Here is an 18,218-nt window from a genome sequence, read left to right as displayed (position 1 = left end):
CCCCGCGTCGTGTACGAACGGCGCCGCCGCATGCGGGAAGGGCACCCCGAATTCGGGGTGCCCTTCCCGTCACCGGTCGACCGACGGAGTCAGTCCGTGCCGGATTCCATGGCCGCGCGGTCCAGCGCCTCGTCCTCCGCGGAGATCTCGCCGCGGGAGGCGATCGCCTGGGCGCCGCCCTCGGGCATCGTGCCGATCAGGCCGGTGACCGCGGTCTGGGCGGCGCCGGTGACGGAGCCGAGGAGACCGAGGCCCGCGTACTGCTCGAGCTTGCCGCGGGAGTCGGCGATGTCGAGGTTGCGCATGGTCAGCTGGCCGATCCGGTCGACCGGGCCGAACGCGGAGTCCTCGACGACCTCCATGGACAGCTTGTCCGGGTGGTAGGAGAAGGCGGGGCCCTGCGTGTCGAGGATCGTGTAGTCCTCGCCGCGCCGCAGCCGCAGCGTGACCTCGCCGGTGATCGCGGCGCCGACCCAGCGCTGGAGCGACTCGCGGATCATGAGGGCCTGCGGGTCGAGCCACCGGCCCTCGTACATGAGGCGGCCGAGGCGCCGACCCTCGGCGTGGTACTGGGCGACGGTGTCCTCGTTGTGGATCGCGTTCACCAGGCGCTCGTACGCGGCGAAGAGGAGGGCCATGCCCGGGGCCTCGTAGATGCCGCGGCTCTTGGCCTCGATGATCCGGTTCTCGATCTGGTCGGACATGCCCAGGCCGTGGCGACCGCCGATCGCGTTGGCCTCCATCACCAGGTCGACGGCGGAGGCGAACTCCTTGCCGTTGATCGTGACCGGGCGGCCCTGCTCGAAACCGATGGTGACGTCCTCGGTGGGGATCTCCACCGACGGGTCCCAGAACTTGACGCCCATGATCGGCTCGACCGTCTCGAGCGAGACGTTCAGGTGCTCGAGGGTCTTCGCCTCGTGCGTGGCGCCCCAGATGTTGGCGTCCGTGGAGTACGCCTTCTCCGCCGAGTCCCGGTACGGAAGGCCGTGCTCGACCAGCCACTCCGACATCTCCTGCCGGCCGCCGAGCTCGGACACGAAGTCCGCGTCGAGCCACGGCTTGTAGATCCGCAGGTTCGGGTTGGCGAGCAGGCCGTAGCGGTAGAACCGCTCGATGTCGTTGCCCTTGTACGTCGAGCCGTCGCCCCAGATCTGGACGTTGTCCTCGAGCATCGCCTTGACCAGCATCGTGCCGGTGACGGCGCGGCCCAGCGGCGTCGTGTTGAAGTACGCGCGACCGCCGGAGCGGATGTGGAACGCGCCGCAGGTCAGCGCGGCCAGACCTTCCTCGACCAGCGCGGCCTTGCAGTCGACGGCGCGCGCGATCTCCGCGCCGTACTGCTTGGCGCGGCTGGGCACACCGTCGATGTCGGGCTCGTCGTACTGGCCGATGTCGGCGGTGTACGTGCACGGGACGGCGCCCTTGTCGCGCATCCACGCGACGGCGACCGACGTGTCGAGGCCGCCCGAGAAGGCGATGCCGACGCGCTCGCCGGCCGGGAGGGAGGTGAGGACCTTGGACATAGGAAGAGTATGCATGAGAATGCATGACCATGCAACGGGGGTCGCGGCGATGTGCTCGGCGTCACCACGCGCGAGCCCCCGTCCGACGGCCGTCAGAACAGGCTGAGCAGCGCCTCCGTCGGGTCCGCGAGCCCCGAGTCCCCGTCCGGCAGCGGCAGCTCGAACCAGACCGTCTTGCCGCGCGGCGTCCGCCGCGAGCCCCACGCCGCGCTCAGCAGCCCGACGAGCTGGAGCCCGCGCCCGCCCTCGTCGGTGTCCCTGGCCCGGCGCCGCCGCGGCTGCACGAGGCCCGCGTCCCACACCTCGCACACCAGCGTGCGGTCGAGGAGGAGGCGCAGCCTGATGTCGCCCTCGCCGTACCGCAGCGCGTTCGTGACCAGCTCGCTGACCAGCAGCTCCGTCGTGTCGACGAGGGCTTCGAGGTCCCAGTCGACCAGCTGCGCCCGCGCGTACTCGCGGGCCCTGCCGACGGACTTCGGCTCGCGCGGCAGCGTCCAGTCGCCGACGTTCCCCTTGGGCAGCCCCTGGACCCGGGCCATGAGGAGCGCGATGTCGTCCTCGCCGTGGTGGGTGTCGAGGGTGTTGAGGACGTGGTCGCAGACGTCCTCGAGGGCCGGGGAGGGGTCGTCGAGCGCGGCCCGGAAGGCGGTGAGGCCCTCGTCGAGCGGGTGGTCGCGGGATTCGACGAGGCCGTCCGTGTAGAGGGCGAGCAGCGCGCCCTCCGGCAGCTCCACCTCGACCTCCTCGAACGGTTCGCCGCCGACGCCGAGCGGCATGCCGGGCGGCACGTCGAGCATGAGCGCGCCCTCGCCGGGTTCGACGAGGACCGGCGGGAGGTGGCCCGCGTTGGCGAACGTGCAGCGCCGGGTGACCGAGTCGTACACGGCGTAGACGCAGGTCGCGAGGTACACCTCGGAGAGGTCCTCGCCGCCGAAGGAGCGGGCGGTGCGGGCCTGGCGTGTGCCCTGCTGGGCGCCGCCGGGGGTGCCGAGGCCGCGGGCGATCTCGTCGAGCGCGCTGAGCACCTCGGCGGGTTCGAGGTCGAGCAGGGACAACGTGCGTACGGCGGTGCGCAGTTCGCCCATGGCGACGGCGGCGCGCAGCCCGCGGCCCATGACGTCGCCGACGACGAGCGCGGTGCGGTGGCCCGGGAGTTCGATGACGTCGAACCAGTCGCCGCCGACCTCCGTCGCCGCGTTGCCCGGCCGGTAGCGGCAGGCGATGTCGAGGCCCGCGGCCTCCGGGTCGTCCGGCGGCAGGAGGGAGCGCTGGAGTATGAGCGCGCGCTCGTGCTCGCGGCGGTACAGGCGCGCGTTGTCGATGCAGACCGCGGCGCGCGCGGCCAGCTCCATGGCGAGCGCCCTGTCCCGCTCGGTGAACGGCTCACTGCCCTTCGTACGGGAGAACTGCACGAGGCCGACGACCGTGTCGTGCGCGACCATCGGCACGGCGAGCGTGGACTGCACGAGGCCGCGCTGCTCGACGGGCAGGGTCTGCGGCCGCGCGGTGCGCAGGGCGTGCGCGCAGGCCGAGTTGAACGAGTACCGGTGCACCGCCCCCACGTTGACGGGAGCGTCGCCCCCCAGGTCGAGGAACGGTACGTCGGCGACGGCGCTCGCGGCGGCGACCCTGCGCAGCTCGGCGCTGCCGTCGGCGAGGCTGTGCCGGAACTGCGCCGTCTCGTCGCCCGCGAGCAGCCCCTGGTACAGGTCGACGGACGCGAGGTCGCAGAAGCCGGGGACGACGACGTCGAGGAGTTCGCGGGCGGTGGTCTCCAGGTCCAGCGAGTTGCCGATGCGGGAGCCGGCCTCGTTCAGGAGCGCGAGGTTGCGGCGGGCGTGCGCGGCCTCACGGGCGGCGGCGTGCCTGCGGGTGACGTCGGTGGCGAGCCCCGCGACGCCGATGGGCCGGCCCGAGCCGCTGTGCACGCGGTAGAGGTTGATGGACCAGTGGCGCCGCTCGGTGGATTCGGGCGCGGGGCCGACGAGTTGCATGTCGGTGACCGCGTCGCCGGTCTCCAGGACCCGGCGCAGCGCGCCCTGCACGCGGTCCGCCTCGTGGCGCGGCAGGTAGTCGTGGACGGTGCGGCCGCGGTGGTCGTCGACGTGGCCGCCGAAGACGGAGGTGAAGGTGCGGTTGGTGCGCTGGACCTTGAGGTCGGTGCCGAACAGCAGGAAACCGAAGGGGGATTGGCCGAAAATCGCCTGCGACGCGGCGAGGTCGGTCTCGATGTGACGCAGGGTACGCACGTCGACGACGATGCACACGGCGGCCCGCTCGCCGGACTCGGTGGTCGTCGGCATGACGTACACCTCGGCGAGCCCGGTCGGTCCTGCCCCCGAGGGCCGCGCGGACCGCTCCGCTCCCGCCTCCGGATCCTCGGACTCCGGGATCCGGAAGGGCACGACGCCCGTCCACTCCTGGCCGTCCAGGATCTCCGCCATCTTGCGGTGGCCGCGCTCGCGCAGGTCCGCCGCGACGAACGCCTCGATGGGGTCCTTGCCCACGGCGTCCTCGGGCAGGACCCCGAAGAGCTGGGCCGCGCGGCTGCTCCACTGGTCGATCGCGCCGTCGGGGCCGATCGAGAAGGAGGCCACCTTGATGTAGTCGTAGATCGAACCGGGCGGGCTCGGCTGCCAGAGGTCGGCCCTGCCGAGGGACTCGTCGCCCGGCGCGCGCGGGGCGACCGCCGCCGGTTCCGGGATCGGTTCCGGCAGCTCCGTGCCCGCGGCGTCGGAGCCCTCGGACACCCTGCCCTTCGCTGGTATCTCGCTCACGCGAACCGTCCCCTCCAGCTCACCGCGTCCGGCACCGGTCACCGGGGCGGCTGCACGCAGTATCCAGCACTACGGAGCCGCGCAACACGGTGTTCACGATCACACCATGCTCCCGACGCTTTTTGGCCCGTCGGGATCGACTGTTTCCGTACCCAGAGTGCGGGTGCGCCCACACACGTCGTCTCACACCCGCCTCTCACCCCCGCGTCTGTCCCACTCAGGACGCTCCTAACCGGGGAACGGGCACCGATCCGGACGCGCCCCTTCAAGGCAGCGACAGCTCGAACCAGACCGTCTTGCCTCCGGAGTGGTCCGCGCCGGGCCGGGTGCCCCAGCGGCGGGAGACCTCGGACACCAGATGCAGTCCGCGGCCGCCCTCCTCGTCGGGGGCGGCCGTGCGGGCACAGGGCGGGTCGGGCAACGGGTCGGAGACCTCCACGAGCAGCACACCCGGCGAGCGTGGCGGGCGCGCGAGGCGTACGCCGATGGGTCCGGACGCATACCGCAGGGAATTGGTCACCAGCTCGCTGACCAGCAGCGCGGCGATGTCCGCCAGCTCCTCGAGTCCCCATTCCACGAGCTGCGTACGCACCTGGGCGCGCGCCCTGCGGACCGCCGACGGATCGGCGGGAAAGGCCCACTCGGCGCAGTCGCCTTCGGTGTCGAGCACGCGGATCACTTCCCTGGCCCACAGAGAGAGCCGTGTCCGGTTTCATAGGGTTAATCGGGATATACCCGGACGGAGTGGTGTGCTATCGCGAAGTGGGGTGCGCCGTGGCACGGACGGCGTAGGCGAGGCGCGTGGGAAGCGGGCGCGAGCCCCGTCAGGCGCGCTCGCGCAGGGCTTCCTTCACCGCGGGCACGTCCTGGTCGAGCCAGTCCACGGACCAGATCTCGTCGGCCGTCAGCCAGCGCAGCTCGTCGTGGTCCTGGAGGGGGCGCGGATCACCGGAGCGCAGCCGGCAGTGCCAGACCCGCAGCACGTATCCGGGCTTCAGCGGCCATTCGCCGGGCACCCGCGCGAGCGGTTCGGCCTCGACGCCGAGCTCCTCGCGCAACTCGCGCACCAGCGCGTGCTCCGGCCCCTCCCCCGGCTCGACCTTTCCGCCGGGCAGCTCCCAGCGGCCGGCGAGCTCGGGCGGCGCGCTGCGCCTGGCCGCGAACAGCCGCCCTTCGGTGTCGTACAGGGCGGCGGCGACCACCACGGTGGTCGGTGACGGTGACTCAAGGGGCATGCGCCGGAGCCTATGACTCCGTCAGCGCACCGTGTTGTTCCGCCCCTGCCCCAGGCGCTCCACCCAGTACGTCGGCTGGTGGCCGCGGCGGTCGTCGAGGCTGTCGGCCATGCGCTGGGCCTCCGCCTTCGTGGCGTAACGGCCCACCCGGTAGCGGTTTCCGTTGTCGTCCTCGCGGATGACCAGCCACGGAAGTGTGGTCGTGCTGTCATTCATCGCGCCCCGCCCCTCCCTGACCGTCCCGGCCCCGACTCGCATCGCGCCCCCTGCCTCCCAGTCCCGAGGAAACCGCAACCCGCATATGCCCGAGCCTACGCCTGACCTTTACTCACCGGATACGGATTGGCACAAAGAGATACGCAACAAGCCAATGTCCGAACACGCGGACGACAGACCGAGGGGGCGCATCCGGCGGATGCGCCCCCTCGGAACCGTGCCGCGGACTCAGTCGGCGCGCACGGTGGGCATCGGCATCAACACCGGTTCGCCCGTGGGCTTCTTGGTGCAGGCGTCGCCGCAGTGGGCGTCGAGGGAGCAGCAGAGCGAGCAGATCGGCCCGGAGTGGGCCGGGCAGTCGGCGATGTCCGGGAGTTCGTACGCCGTCTCGCAGACGCCGCAGGTGTGGGTGGCGGTGACGTCCGGGACCTCGACGCCGGGACCGTTCACCGGGTTGGGCCGCGCCAGGTAGTACCTGCCCTTCGTGGCCCAGGCGATGAGCGGACACAGGATCAGGGCGAGACCTGCGGCGATGAAGGTGGAGAAGGCCTCGGCGTAGTCACCGAAGAGCCCGAAGAACGCCAGGATGGAGACGACCGACGCGATCACCATCGCGCCGAACCCGGCCGGGTTCACCGCGTACAGATACGCCCGCTTGAACTCGATGTACGGCGGGCTCCAGCCCACCCGCTTGTTGATGACGAGGTCGGCGGCGACGGCCGCGATCCAGGCGATGCCCACGTTCGAGTAGAAGCCGAGCAGCTTGTTCAGGGCGGCGAACATGTTCAGTTCCATCAGCGTCAGCGCGATGGCGAGGTTGAGGAAGATGTACCAGACGCGGCCCGGGTGACGGTGGGTCACGCGGGAGAAGAAGTTCGACCAGGACAGCGAGCCGCTGTACGCGTTGGTGACGTTGATCTTGATCTGCGAGACCACCACGAAGAGCGCGGCGACGGGCAGCGCCACCGAGCCGAGCCACGGCTTGAGCGCCTCGACCTGCGGCGCGATGGGTTCGAGCGCGTGCGTCTTGCCGACCGCCTCCAGGGCCACGAAGGCCAGGAGCGCGCCGCCGAGCTGCTTGGCGGCGCCGATGATCACCCAGCCGGGCCCGGCCGCGAGAACGGCCAGATTCCACCGCTTGCTGTTCGACTCCGTCTTGGCGGGCATGAAGCGCAAGTAGTCGGCCTGCTCGCCGATCTGCGCGATGAGCGAGAGCGCGACGCCGGTGCCGAGCCCGAAGCCGATCCAGGAGAAGCCGCTGCCGGCGCCCTCGGTGCCGCCGAAGTGCGTGAACGCCCCGAACGAGCCGGGCGAGTGGAACAGCAGGATCACGAACGGCAGGACCAGACCGATCAGCCAGACCGGCTGCGTCCACGCCTGCACCTTCGCGAGCGCGCCCATCCCGCGGAACACGATGGGGATCACGATCAGCGTCGTCAGCAAGTACCCGATGGGCAGCGGGAGTCCGGCGACCTCGTGCATCGCCTGCGCCATGATCGAGCCTTCGAGCGCGAAGAAGATGAAGGTGAACGAGGCGTAGATCAGGGACGTGAGCGTCGAGCCGAAGTAGCCGAACCCGGCGCCGCGCGTGATGAGGTCCATGTCCAGGCCGTACTTGGCGCAGGCGCGGGCGATCGGGATGCCGGTGGTGAAGATGATCGTCGCCGCGCACAGGATCGAGGCGAGGCCGCTGGTGAACCCGTACGTGAAGACGATGGACGCGCCGATCGCGAAGTCGGCGAGGTAGGCGATGCCGCCGAGGGCGGTGGACGCGACCATGGTCGGCGACCAGCGGCGGTAGGAGTGCGGGGCGTAGCGCAGCGAGTAGTCCTCGCGGGACTCGTCGGCCGCCAGCTTGGCGTAGCTGCGCTTGGACTGCTGCCCCTCGGGCGGCTCGGGCGGCGCCCCTGACGCCGGGCCTGCGTGGGGTACGGCGGTGTCGGTCATGGCGGCTCCCGTCCTCCGTCGGCTGTGCGCCGACTGCGCACGGAGACGGAAGTTAGGAGCCGTACATGACAAGCGGCGGCAGGGCTCGATTGCCTGCCTGTTACGGGAGTTGGGGCCCGGTTAACTCGGGATCACACGGGCCGGTGCGGGCGGGCTACTTCACCGGCAGGTGGTACGCGATCCGGTAGCGGTCCGCCGGGACCACCACGTCGGCCGTCTCGACCGGCCTGCCGGAGGCGAAGAACGTCCGGTGGATGACGATCACGACATGGCCCGGCACCCCGCCGAGCGCGCTCAGCTCCTCGGCGAGGCCGGGGCGGGCGGCCACTTCCTCCGTCACGTTGTCCACGATCACGTCGATCGCCGCCATCCGCTCGACCACGCCGCAGCCGCCGAGCGGACCCTCCTCCGGGAGCATCACGGGGGTGCGCCCCGTCACGGCCAGCGGCTCCCAGGAGGTCGCGAGCATCATCGCCTCGCCCGCGTCCCGGTACACGTACTTGGTGCGCATCACGCGGTCGCCCGCGCGGATCGCGAGCCGCTCCGCGACAGGGGCGACCGCCTCTATCTGCTCGCTGCGCGACTCCCAGGTGCCGCGCGCGTCCGGGTCGGCCTGCTCCTGCCGGAACGGCGTGGAACCACTGCTCGGCCGGTATCCGGAGCGGGCCACCCGGCGCGGCACGGGCAGCTCGCGCACATACGTCCCCGAGCCGGACCGGCCCTCGACGAGGCCCTCCGCCATGAGGACCTTGCGGGCCTCCAGGGCCACCGTGTCCGAAACCCCGTACTCCTCGCGGATCTTGGCCTGTGAGGGGAGGCGGGTGTGCGGCGGCAGCGATCCACTGACGATCTTCTTGCGGAGATCACCCGCAACGCGGAGATACGCCGGCTGCTCACCGAATGTCACTGGTTGTCCCCTCAGATCCCCATCAGATTGACAGACAGCAACAGCGTGGCAACCGTGGGTTGAGCGGTGCAAGCAAAGGCCAGAGAATCACTCGATGTGATGACTTCCGAGGTCAGAGCTCTTTACGCAGCGACTTTCCCCAGGTAGTGCATCATTCATACATCGGTGCGAGTCCCGTTTTGAGGCCGGCCCCGCACAGCGGGACCACCGCGCTCCGTCCCGCGAGCGCGCCGCCCTCGCGGGTGGCGGCCCAGCACACCGCCGCGGTCGACTCGACGTACAGGCCGCGCGACGCGAGATCGAGCTGGGCGTGCCTGATCTGGTCCTCCGTCACCGTGTGGAAGGCGCCGCCGGATTCCCGTACGGCGCGCAGGATCTGGCGGGCGCGCGGCGGGTTCGGGATGGCGATGCCCTCGGCGACGGTCGGCTCGGGGGCCGGGTCGACCACGATGTCGTCGGCACCGGCCTGCCAGGCGCGGGCCAGCGGGGCGACGGCGGCGGACTGCACGGCGTGCAGGGCGGGGCGGCGGTCGATGAGGCCCGCGTGGTGCAGTTCGGCGACGGCGAGGGCGGCGCCGAGCAGGAGCGTGCCGTTGCCGACCGGCAGGACCAGGATGTCCGGGAGGCGGCCTCCCATGTCCTCCCAGATCTCGTGGACGTACGTCTTCGTGCCGTGGAGGAAGTACGGGTTGTGGACGTGGCTTGCGTAGAACACGCCGTCCTCGTCGGCCGCGGCGCGGGCCGCGCGGGCCGTCGCCTCGCGGTCGCCCGGGACCACTTCGAGGTGGGCGCCGTGGGCGCGGATCTGCTCCAGCTTCTTCGCGGACGTGGCCTCGGGGACGTAGACGGTGCAGGCCAGGCGGGCGCGGGCGCAGTAGGCGGCGATGGCCGTGCCGGCGTTTCCGCTGCTGTCGGCGATGACGCGGTCGGGGCCGAGGCGGGTCGCCAGAGCGGCCAGCATCACCGCCCCGCGGTCCTTGAAGGAGAGGGTGGGCGTCAGGAAGTCCAGCTTGGCGTCCACGTCGGGGGTGAGCGGGACGAGGGGCGTCCGCCCTTCGCCGAGGGTGCAGTCCGGTTTCGGGAGCGGGAGGCATTCGGCGTAGCGCCACATCGAGTTGGTGCGGCCGGTGAGGGACTTGAGGGGCCCGGGGGTGGGCGAGTAGTCGAGGTCGAGCGGGCCGCGGCAGGTGGGGCAGCACCAGGCGAGGGAGTCGGCGGGGACGCGGGTGCCGTCGGCGGGGCAGTAGGTGGGCGGGCTCATGGGGTCGAGGTTAAGCGGGAGCCGACGGGGCTGATATTGCCGAACCGTTCCGGCGCGCATCCACCACTGGCGGGCCCGTGCGCCGCACTGTCCTCCTATGAAGCCTGCGCGTCTCCTCGCCCTCGCCACCCTCACCCTCGGCGCCACCCTCGTGCCGCCCGCACACGCCGCGCCCGCGGCCCCCGGATGCGGCGGCGACGGGTGGGCGTTGAGTACACGGAAGGGGGACGCGGAGAGTCCGTACCACGCGTATGTCGGGAACGGGTATCTCGGGGTGCGGGTGCCGCCCGTGGGGGTGGGGTACGCGCGGACCGGTGGGGCGGGGGCGAAGACCGGATGGCCGTTGTATACGCCGCCGTACGACGGGGCGTTCGTGGGCGGGCTCTACGGGCGGGGGCCGAAGAACACCGCGCACCGGCAGGCCGTCGCCGCGCTGCCGAACTGGACCGCGCTCGACGTGCACGCGCGCGGGGAGACGTACGGTCCCGACAGCAGGACCACGGGGTACCGGCAGACGCTCGACATGCGGTGCGGTGTGGTGCGGACCGGGGTCACGTGGGTGCACCGGGACGGCGAGCGCACCGACCTCACGTTCGAGGTGCTGGCCGACCGGGCCGACCCTCACGTCGGCGCCGTACGGCTGCGCGTCAGACCCCACTGGTCCGGGGAGATCGGGGTGACCGATCGTGTCGACCGGCGTGGGGCACGGCGGATCAGCGGGGCCGGGAGCGGGCCCGCAGGGAAGCGGACGGCCGTCGTGGGGTTCCGGGCGGACGGCACCGGGACCGCGGGGGCCGTCGCCACCACCCTCCGCTCCCCCGGCCGCACCCACACCGCACGGCCCGCCGAGGACGCGCTCGGCACCGCGCAGTCCGCCGACTTCCGGGTGACGGACGGAGACGCGTACGACGTCACGAAGTTCGTGGGGGTGGACACCGGGCTCACGTCGAAGGACCCGCGCGGCGATGCCCTGCGGGCGTCGAAGCGGGCCGCGGCGGGCGGCTGGGACGCGCTCGTGCTGCGGCACAACACCGCCTGGCGGACGCTGTGGGACGCCGACATCGAGACACCGGGGCGGCCCGAGCTCCAGGAGCGGGTGCGGGCCGCGCAGTACGGGCTGCTGTCGTCGCTGCGGCCCGGCGCCCGCGACAGCATCGCGCCGACGGGCCTGAGCAGCGACAACTACGCGGGCATGGTGTTCTGGGACGCCGAGACGTGGATGTATCCGTCGCTGCTCGCCACCCGCCCCGAGCTGGCGGAGCCGGTGCTCGAGTACCGGTACCGGACGCGCGGCGCCGCCGCCCGCAACGCGTTCAAGACCTCGCAGAAGGGGCTCATGTACCCCTGGACCAGCGCCGGTTCGGGCGACCTGTGGAAGGAGTGCCAGAGCTGGAACCCGCCGCACTGCGTCACCCAGAACCACCTCATGGGCGACATCGCGCTCGCCGCCTGGCAGTACTACCAGGCGACCGGGGACCGGGAGTGGCTGCGCGAGCGGGGCTGGCCGCTGCTCAAGGGCCTCGCCACGTACTGGAGCGGGCGCGTCACCCCGAACAAGGACGACGGCTCGTACTCCATCAAGGACGTCGCCGGGCCCGACGAGTACAGCAACGGCGTCGACGACGGCGTCTACACGAACGCCGTCGCGGCGACCTCGCTGCGCGACGCGACGAAGGCCGCAGCCCTGGTCGGCGAGCGGGCCCCGGCCGCGTGGAACGAGATCGCCGACCGGCTCCGCATTCCGTACGACCGCGACCGCAAGGTGTTCCTCCAGTACGCCGGGTACGACATCGACAAGGGCGCCGACATCAAGCAGGCGGACGCCGTGCTGCTGCTGTATCCGCTGGACTGGAAGCCGATGCCGAAGGGCGCGGCGGCGGCCACGCTCGACTACTACGCGGCGCACACCGACCGCGACGGACCGGCGATGACCGACTCCGTGCACGCGGTCGCCGCGGCGCGGATCGGTGAGCCGGGCTGCTCGACGTACACCTTCCTGGAGCGGGCCTCACGGCCGTTCTTCCGGGGGCCCTTCGGCACGTTCTCGGAGTCGCGCGGCGAGAAGGCCGGGGCGGGGGACGCGCTCGCGGGGACACCCGCGCAGGACTTCCTCACCGGCAAGGGCGGCTTCCTCCAGGTGTTCACGCACGGGCTCACCGGGATGCGGCTCCAGGACGGCGACGCCGTGCGGCTCGACCCGATGCTGCCGCCGCAGCTCTCAACCGGCGTGAACGTCAAGGGACTTCAGTGGCGGGGGCGGACGTACGACGTCGAGATCGGGCCGAGGACCACGCGTGTCCGGCTGACCGGCGGCGCGCCGTTCGCCGTCGACACCCCGGACGGGCGCAGGACGGTGACCGGGGCCGGGCTCACCCTGCCGACCCGGCGCCCCGACCTGACGCCGACCACCGACCTGGCCCGCTGCAAGGACGCGAGGGCCACGTCGGAGGATCCGGGCCAGTACGCGGGCGCCGCCGTCGACGGGAACCCGGCGACGACCTGGCACCCGGCCGCACCGGGCGCCTCGCTCACCGTGGATCTCGGCGGCGCGCGCCCGGTGCAGCGGGTGCGGGTGACAGGGGCGAAGGAGTACCGGATCGAGACCTCGGTGGACGGCGGGAGCTGGGCGCCGCTCGAGGTCGGGGCCGACGCGCGTTACGTGCGGCTCACGGAGACCGGCGAATCGGCGGAGTCCGTGGGCGAGTTGACCGTCTCCTGAGACCGCGACAGGAGCTGGGCACCGGCCGTCACCACGACGTTGACGGCGAGGGCGATCAGGCCGGTGTCCACGGTCCCCACGTCGACGGAGCCGAAGGTCAGCCAGGTGAGCACCGCGACGCCGGTCAGGATGCCGACGAGCGCGGGGACCGCCCGCAGCCTGACGTTCCTCGCCAGTCCCATCACGATCGCGGGCGCGAGCTGGGTCAGTCCGCCGTACGTGAGGAGCAGCAGGTCGGAGAGGAGGCCGGGGCGGGCGAGGCCGAGGACGAGGGCGAGGCCCGCGGCGACGATCACGCACACGTGGTTGGTGCGCAGCTGGGCGCGTTCGTTGCGGACGCTCAGCAGGTTGCGGGAGAGCAGGCTGGAGATGCCGACGACGATGGCCGCCGACGGCACCATCGCGGCGGAGGCCGCGGCGACCGCGACCAGGCCGACGAGCCAGCCCGGCAGGGTCTGCCCCGCGAGGGTCAGGGCCACGCCGTTGGGCGCGGTGCCCTTCTTCGCCAGCAGGACGCCCGCGAAGCCGATGACGATCGGGATGCCGAGGGCCACCTGGTAGAGGGGCAGCCAGATCGCGTTGGAGCGCAGCACGCGTCCGCTGCGGGCGGCGAGCACCGGCGGCCACAGGTGGGCCATGGTGCCGAGTCCGCCGCCGATGCCGGAGATGATGACGGCGGTGACGAAGAACGTGCTGTCGTAGCCCTCCTGATCCAGTGTCAGGAGCTGTGGGTGGCTGTCCCTGATCGTCTCGAAGAGGCCGCCGATGCCGCCGTTGACGGACAGCGCGACGCCCGCGATCAGCACCACGAGCCCGACGATCATCAGCGCGTCCTTGAGGTACGCGACGCGGGCGATGCCGCGGATGCCCGACCACAGGACGAACAGGACGGTGAGCACGGTGGCGAGGACCATGCTGAGGTTGCCGCCCGTGGTGCTGCCGGTGGCGAGCTGCACGATCATGCCGAGCCCGGTGATCTGCAGTTGCAGGTACGGGAGGAGGAAGACCGCGCCGACGACGGCGACGACCTTGCCGAGCAGCGGGCTGCGGTAGCGGTCGACGAAGAAGTCGGCCTGCGTCAGGTAGCCGCCGCGCTGGCCGAGTTGGCGCATCCGGGGCGCGGTGAAGTACTGGAGGATGAAGTTGATCGCGAGGTAGCAGACCGCGAAGGACGCGGCGACGCCGCCGCCGAAGGCGATGCCCGCGAGACCGAGGAAGCTGAAGGTCGTGAAGGCCTCGCCGGCCTGGAGGAACCAGGTGGTGAACGTGGAGAAGCCGCGCTTGGCGACCGTCCACTCCCCCAGTTCCTTGCTGGGCGCGCGGCGGCCCGAGACGCCGACCGCCGCGATGGCGACGATGCCGAGGACCGTGATGACCATGGTGCTGTTCATGCGGCCGCCACCTCGTCCTCCTCGTCGGACCGGCCGGCGAACACCAGCCGGTCGACGACGGCGAGGGCGACCGTGGTGCCCACCGTCCAGAGCAGGCACCAGGCCAGGACCGAGGGGATGCCGAACCACAGGTGGGGCCCGTTGACGAACGGCAGCAACGGGGTGCCGAGGAAGGCAAGGACGGGCACGGCGGCCCACAGCATGTGCGGAGATCTCATCGGGGCTCCAGCAAGGGGGTGTGAGGGCCCTGGGGGCCTAGGGAAGCCTGGGCGCGCGGCGTCCGTGTCCCGTGGCGGCCTCGTAGGCGGCGCCGATCTCGAGGACGGAGCGCTCGGCGCGGGGCGGGCCGACGATCTGCAGGCCGACGGGGAGTCCGGCGTCGGTGAAGCCGGCGGGGACGGAGAGGGCGGGTGCGCCCAGGACCGTGAGCAGATACGCGGAGCGCATCCAGTCGAGATAGGTGTGCTGCGGCTGTCCGTCGACGACGGTGGGGTACTCGATGTCGACGTCGAACGGCAGGACCTGGCTGACGGGGGCGATGAGCACGTCGTGGCGCTCGAAGAAGCCGGCGGCGGCCAGGTGGATGCGGGTGTGCTCGGTGCGGGCGCGGGCCAGGTCGGCGGAGGTGAGCCCCAGGCCCTCCTCGATGTTCCAGACCAGGCTGGGCTTGAGGTGCTCGCGGGAGGACTCCAGGAGCGGGCCCAGCCCTGTACGGAAGGCCTGCGCGCGCAGGACGCGGAAGACGTCCTCCGCGCCGTCCAGGTCGGGGCAGTCCTCGACGACGTGCGCGCCCGCCGCCTCGAACACCTTGGCCTGCCGGGCGACGACCTCGCGGACCTCGGGGTCGACGGGGACGCGTCCCCCGAGGTCGGGGGCGTAGGCGACGCGCAGGCCCTTGAGGTCGCGCTCCAGCGGGCCGCGGAACACGGCGCCCGGCGTCTCCAAGGACTGCGGGCAGCGCGGGTCGGGGCCCGCCATCGCCGACAGGAGCAGCGCCACGTCGGCGACGGTGCGGCCCATGGGTCCCGCGACGCCGAGCGTCTCCCACAGGTCGCCGGAGGGCAGCGAGGGAACCCGGCCCGGGGTGGGGCGCAGGCCGACGACGTTGCAGAACGAGGCGGGGTTGCGCAGCGAGCCGCCCATGTCGCTGCCGTCGGCGATCGGGGTGAGCCGGGCGGCGAGCGCGGCCGCGGCGCCACCGCTGGAGCCGCCGGCGGAGCGGGTCGTGTCGTACGGGTTCCGGGTCGCGCCGAAGACCGGGTTGAAGGTGTGCGAACCGGACGCGAACTCCGGGACGTTGGTCTTGCCGATCCGGATCGCGCCGGCCGACTGGACGCGCTCGACGAGGAGTTCGTCCTCGTCGGGGACGTGGTCGGCGAAGAGCGGCGAGCCGTGCGTGGTGCGCAGGCCGCGCGTGAGGTGGGTGTCCTTGAAGGCGATGGGCAGTCCGTGCAGGGGCCCCAACTCGGCTCCTGACGCCGCCCGTTCGTCCGCCCGTCCCGCCGCTGCGAGCGCGCCCTCCGCGTCGAGCGTGACGATGGCGTTGAGCGCCGGGTTGACGCGCTCGATGCGGTCGAGGTGGGCGGAGACGACCTCGCGCGCCGAGAGTTCGCGGCGGCGGATCCGGTCGGCGAGCTCGACGGCGTCGAGACCGCACAGGGCGTCGGAAGCGGAGGGGGGTACGGGCATGACCGTCCTCGGACAGGAGGCGACTGTGTGCGCCCTCACACTGCGGCGGCCTGACGATTTAAGTCAATGGCTCGTACTGGATGAATTTTTCGGACGTCGGATTTACATGGATGACATTTACGGTCACCGACACGGAACTTCGGTCTGTCACGCTCGGCCCGTGAGCACCCCGCTGCGCTTCCACGCCTCGACGACCAGATGCGACTGCACGGACTCGGCCCTGCCCACCCACGCCGCTTCCGTCAGGAAGGCGTGCAGCGCCTCCTTCGACGGCTGGGTCACGTCGACGAGCAGCTGGTGCTCGCCCATGACCACGGCCGCGTACCGGACCAGCGGCGACTCGACGAGGAGCCGGCCGACCTCCTCGACCTCGCCGGGCCGGGTCCTGATCCACAGCAGCGCCTGCACGGGCAGGCCGAGCAGCGCGGGCTCCACGATCGCGCGGATGCTGACGAGACCCGCGCGGCTCAGCGACTCGACGCGGCGCCGCGCGGTGGCGACCGAGACCCCGGCGACGGCGGCGAGCTCGTCGTTCGTGCACCGCCCGTCCGCGGCGAGAGCGCCCAGGATGGCCTCCTCGTCGGGCGCGAGCTCGACGTCGGCGAGGCCCACCCGGTCGTCCTGCCGCTCCCCGCCGCCGAGCGCCGCCACCTCGGCGTCGTCGAGGATGCCCGGCGACCACTCGTGCACGGTCCTGAAGTAGCGCAGGACGGGCGAGACCTGCTGCTGCACGAGGCCCGGAAGGGCGGGCACGTCGTCCAGCATCAGCCGGCCCAGGCGGCCCTGCGGACACTGCAGTTCGGCCACGCAGTCGGCGACGCCCGCGAGCACGTACGAGAAGACGACGTCGGGCCGCCGGGCGGTGGCGAGCGCGGCCTCCCGCACGGATCCCGGCCGGCAGTTCATCCGCAGGATCACCGTCTCGCCGCGCACGACGAGCCCGCGCACGGCGACGTCCCCGCTCTCCACGAGCCGGTGCCCGCGCCGCGCCACCTTCCGCTCCGGCTCCCCCAGCACATCGGCGATCCGCCGCCAGGAGGCCCGCCCGTCGATCTGCAGGGCGGCGACGATACGACGGTCGAGCTCGTCGAGGGGGGCGCGGGGTGCGGTCGGCTTCGGCTCGGTGGTCACGGGACGACCCTAGTCCAGCCCCGCCGACCCACATCGGAAAAACAGATCACTCACCCCGGAAACATCTGTTGGACAGGGTTGAGGGCGCGTCCAAAGATGTCTCATGCGGTGCCGCGGGACCAGCGATGGACCAACTACCGCTTGAGTGGAGGCTTCAATGCCCAATGAGGAAACGGACGTTGTCGTCGTCGGCGCGGGTCAGGCCGGGATCGCCATGAGCGAGCACCTGGGGAACCTGGGCATTCGGCACATCGTCCTGGAGCGGGACCGGATCGCCGAGCGGTGGCGCACGCAGCGCTGGGACTCGCTCGTCGCGAACGGGCCCGCGTGGCACGACCGGTTCCCGAACCTGGAGTTCCCGGCCGTCGCCCCGGACGCCTTCGCGACGAAGGAACAGGTCGCGGAGTACTTCGAGCTCTACGCCGAGAAGATCGACGCCCCCGTGCGGTGCGGCGTCGAGGTCACCAAGGTGCGCAAGCACGAGGGCCGCCCCGGATTCCGGGTCGAGACGTCCGAGGGCACCATCGACGCGGGCTTCGTGGTGGCCGCGACCGGACCCTTCCAGCGGCCCGTGATCCCGCCCATCGTGCCGGAGGGCGCGGTCCGCACCCAGCTGCACTCCAGCGAGTACCGCAACCCCGAGCAGCTGCCCGAGGGCGCCGTGCTCGTCGTCGGCGCGGGTTCCTCCGGTGTGCAGATCGCGGACGAGCTGCGCCGCTCAGGGCGCCGCGTGTTCCTGTCCGTGGGCCCGCACGACCGGCCGCCCCGGCAGTATCGCGGCCGCGACTTCTGCTGGTGGCTCGGGGTGCTCGGCCTGTGGGACCTGACGACGCCGCCGCAGGGCGCGGCCCACGTGACCATCGCGGTCAGCGGGGCGCGCGGCGGCCACTCCGTGGACTTCCGCGAGCTGGCCGGCACCGGCATCGAACTCCTCGGCATGACCTCCGCGTACGAGGACGGGCTGCTGAGCTTCGCGCCCGACCTCGCCCAGAACATCGCGCTCGGCGACGAGAAGTACCTGGACCTGCTGCGGGCCGCCGACGCCTACGTCGAGCGCAATGGGCTCGACCTGCCCGAGGAGCCCGAGGCGCACGTCCTCGGCCCCGACCCGGAGTGCGTCACGAACCCCCGGCTCGCGCTGGACCTCGCCGACGCCGGTGTCACCTCGATCGTCTGGGCCACCGGCTTCGCCGCCGACTACGGCTGGCTCGACGTCGACGCGTACGACGAGAACGGCCGCCCCGACCAGCGCCGCGGCGTCTCCACCGAGCCCGGCGTGTACTTCCTCGGCCTGCCGTGGCTGTCCCGGCGCGGGTCGAGCTTCATCTGGGGCGTCTGGCACGACGCCAAGTACGTCGCCGACCACATCACGACCCGGCGCGGATACCTCGCGTACGGCAGCAACTGAGGAGCACGAAT

Annotated in this window: 14 protein-coding genes; 2 read left to right on the top strand and 12 right to left on the bottom strand. The window is 72.0% G+C overall.

The features are described 5' to 3' along the window. Positions 1-89 precede the first annotated feature (89 nt). The 8 genes from argG to ACTWJ8_RS24810 all read right to left on the bottom strand — a co-directional run bounded on the left by argG (position 90) and on the right by ACTWJ8_RS24810 (position 9,869). The gene (gene argG / locus ACTWJ8_RS24845) at positions 90-1,526 is read right to left on the bottom strand and encodes an argininosuccinate synthase (RefSeq protein ID WP_443260318.1); all 1,437 of its coding nucleotides are present in this window, start codon (positions 1,524-1,526) and stop codon (positions 90-92) included. 92 nt (positions 1,527-1,618) lie between these two features. Then, positions 1,619-4,303: a SpoIIE family protein phosphatase gene (locus ACTWJ8_RS24840; protein WP_443260317.1), complete on the bottom strand. Its 2,685-nt coding sequence runs from the start codon at positions 4,301-4,303 to the stop codon at positions 1,619-1,621. 265 nt (positions 4,304-4,568) lie between these two features. After that, entirely contained in the window at positions 4,569-4,982 is a 414-nt protein-coding gene (locus tag ACTWJ8_RS24835) for an ATP-binding protein (protein ID WP_443260316.1), read from the bottom strand. Between the two features lie 145 nt (positions 4,983-5,127). Further along, positions 5,128-5,538, bottom strand: a complete 411-nt coding sequence (locus tag ACTWJ8_RS24830) for a (deoxy)nucleoside triphosphate pyrophosphohydrolase (RefSeq protein WP_443260315.1) — start codon at positions 5,536-5,538, stop codon at positions 5,128-5,130. 21 nt (positions 5,539-5,559) lie between these two features. Next, on the bottom strand, positions 5,560-5,754 hold the full coding sequence (locus ACTWJ8_RS24825; protein WP_356374259.1) for an SPOR domain-containing protein: 195 nt from the start codon (positions 5,752-5,754) through the stop codon (positions 5,560-5,562). Between the two features lie 228 nt (positions 5,755-5,982). Beyond that, entirely contained in the window at positions 5,983-7,701 is a 1,719-nt protein-coding gene (locus ACTWJ8_RS24820) for a purine-cytosine permease family protein (RefSeq protein WP_356374261.1), read from the bottom strand. 154 nt (positions 7,702-7,855) lie between these two features. Then, complete coding sequence (locus ACTWJ8_RS24815; protein WP_356374263.1) at positions 7,856-8,608, bottom strand: GntR family transcriptional regulator; 753 nt, start codon at positions 8,606-8,608, stop codon at positions 7,856-7,858. Between the two features lie 151 nt (positions 8,609-8,759). Then, positions 8,760-9,869, bottom strand: coding sequence for a threonine synthase (locus ACTWJ8_RS24810; RefSeq protein ID WP_356374265.1), 1,110 nt, complete (start codon positions 9,867-9,869; stop codon positions 8,760-8,762). Between the two features lie 97 nt (positions 9,870-9,966). Here ACTWJ8_RS24810 and ACTWJ8_RS24805 point away from each other — a divergent pair, with 97 nt between their 5' ends. Beyond that, on the top strand, positions 9,967-12,588 hold the full coding sequence (locus tag ACTWJ8_RS24805; RefSeq protein WP_443260314.1) for a discoidin domain-containing protein: 2,622 nt from the start codon (positions 9,967-9,969) through the stop codon (positions 12,586-12,588). On the opposite strand, the gene ACTWJ8_RS24800 is transcribed toward ACTWJ8_RS24805, so the two are convergent. The 4 genes from ACTWJ8_RS24800 to ACTWJ8_RS24785 form a co-directional block, all read right to left on the bottom strand. Next, the gene (locus ACTWJ8_RS24800) at positions 12,525-13,979 is read right to left on the bottom strand and encodes a sodium:solute symporter family protein (RefSeq protein WP_443260313.1); all 1,455 of its coding nucleotides are present in this window, start codon (positions 13,977-13,979) and stop codon (positions 12,525-12,527) included. The two genes, ACTWJ8_RS24805 and ACTWJ8_RS24800, sit on opposite strands and share 64 nt — an antisense overlap. Further along, entirely contained in the window at positions 13,976-14,197 is a 222-nt protein-coding gene (locus ACTWJ8_RS24795) for a hypothetical protein (protein WP_443260312.1), read from the bottom strand. Before ACTWJ8_RS24795 ends, ACTWJ8_RS24800 begins: the two co-directional genes overlap by 4 nt. Before the next feature lie 37 nt (positions 14,198-14,234). Next, positions 14,235-15,668 carry an amidase gene (locus tag ACTWJ8_RS24790; protein WP_443260311.1) on the bottom strand — a complete coding sequence of 478 codons (1,434 nt, stop codon included), beginning with the start codon at positions 15,666-15,668 and terminating at the stop codon, positions 14,235-14,237. Between the two features lie 147 nt (positions 15,669-15,815). After that, entirely contained in the window at positions 15,816-16,799 is a 984-nt protein-coding gene (locus ACTWJ8_RS24785) for an Lrp/AsnC family transcriptional regulator (RefSeq protein WP_443260310.1), read from the bottom strand. Positions 16,800-16,956: 157 nt separating this feature from the next. Between ACTWJ8_RS24785 and ACTWJ8_RS24780 the strand changes: the two genes are divergently transcribed. Continuing rightward, positions 16,957-18,207, top strand: coding sequence for a flavin-containing monooxygenase (locus ACTWJ8_RS24780; protein WP_443260309.1), 1,251 nt, complete (start codon positions 16,957-16,959; stop codon positions 18,205-18,207). The last annotated feature ends 11 nt before the right edge of the window (positions 18,208-18,218 follow it).

It is taken from the genome of Streptomyces sp. SDT5-1 (assembly GCF_052245995.1).
Classification (GTDB): domain Bacteria; phylum Actinomycetota; class Actinomycetes; order Streptomycetales; family Streptomycetaceae; genus Streptomyces.
The sequence above is the reverse complement of the archived record's forward strand: the minus strand, read 5'-3'. Positions and strand labels throughout refer to the sequence as shown.

Bases quoted from the DNA above. Each gene is read 5' to 3' on its own strand.
- ACTWJ8_RS24825 (WP_356374259.1), bottom strand. From the start codon at position 5,754: ATGAATGACAGCACGACCACACTTCCGTGGCTGGTCATCCGCGAGGAC.
- ACTWJ8_RS24820 (WP_356374261.1), bottom strand. From the start codon at position 7,701: ATGACCGACACCGCCGTACCCCACGCAGGCCCGGCGTCAGGGGCGCCG.
- ACTWJ8_RS24795 (WP_443260312.1), bottom strand. From the start codon at position 14,197: ATGAGATCTCCGCACATGCTGTGGGCCGCCGTGCCCGTCCTTGCCTTC.
- ACTWJ8_RS24790 (WP_443260311.1), bottom strand. From the start codon at position 15,668: ATGCCCGTACCCCCCTCCGCTTCCGACGCCCTGTGCGGTCTCGACGCC.
- ACTWJ8_RS24830 (WP_443260315.1), bottom strand. From the start codon at position 5,538: ATGCCCCTTGAGTCACCGTCACCGACCACCGTGGTGGTCGCCGCCGCC.
- ACTWJ8_RS24805 (WP_443260314.1), top strand. From the start codon at position 9,967: ATGAAGCCTGCGCGTCTCCTCGCCCTCGCCACCCTCACCCTCGGCGCC.
- argG (WP_443260318.1), bottom strand. From the start codon at position 1,526: ATGTCCAAGGTCCTCACCTCCCTCCCGGCCGGCGAGCGCGTCGGCATC.
- ACTWJ8_RS24780 (WP_443260309.1), top strand. From the start codon at position 16,957: ATGCCCAATGAGGAAACGGACGTTGTCGTCGTCGGCGCGGGTCAGGCC.
- ACTWJ8_RS24800 (WP_443260313.1), bottom strand. From the start codon at position 13,979: ATGAACAGCACCATGGTCATCACGGTCCTCGGCATCGTCGCCATCGCG.
- ACTWJ8_RS24810 (WP_356374265.1), bottom strand. From the start codon at position 9,869: ATGAGCCCGCCCACCTACTGCCCCGCCGACGGCACCCGCGTCCCCGCC.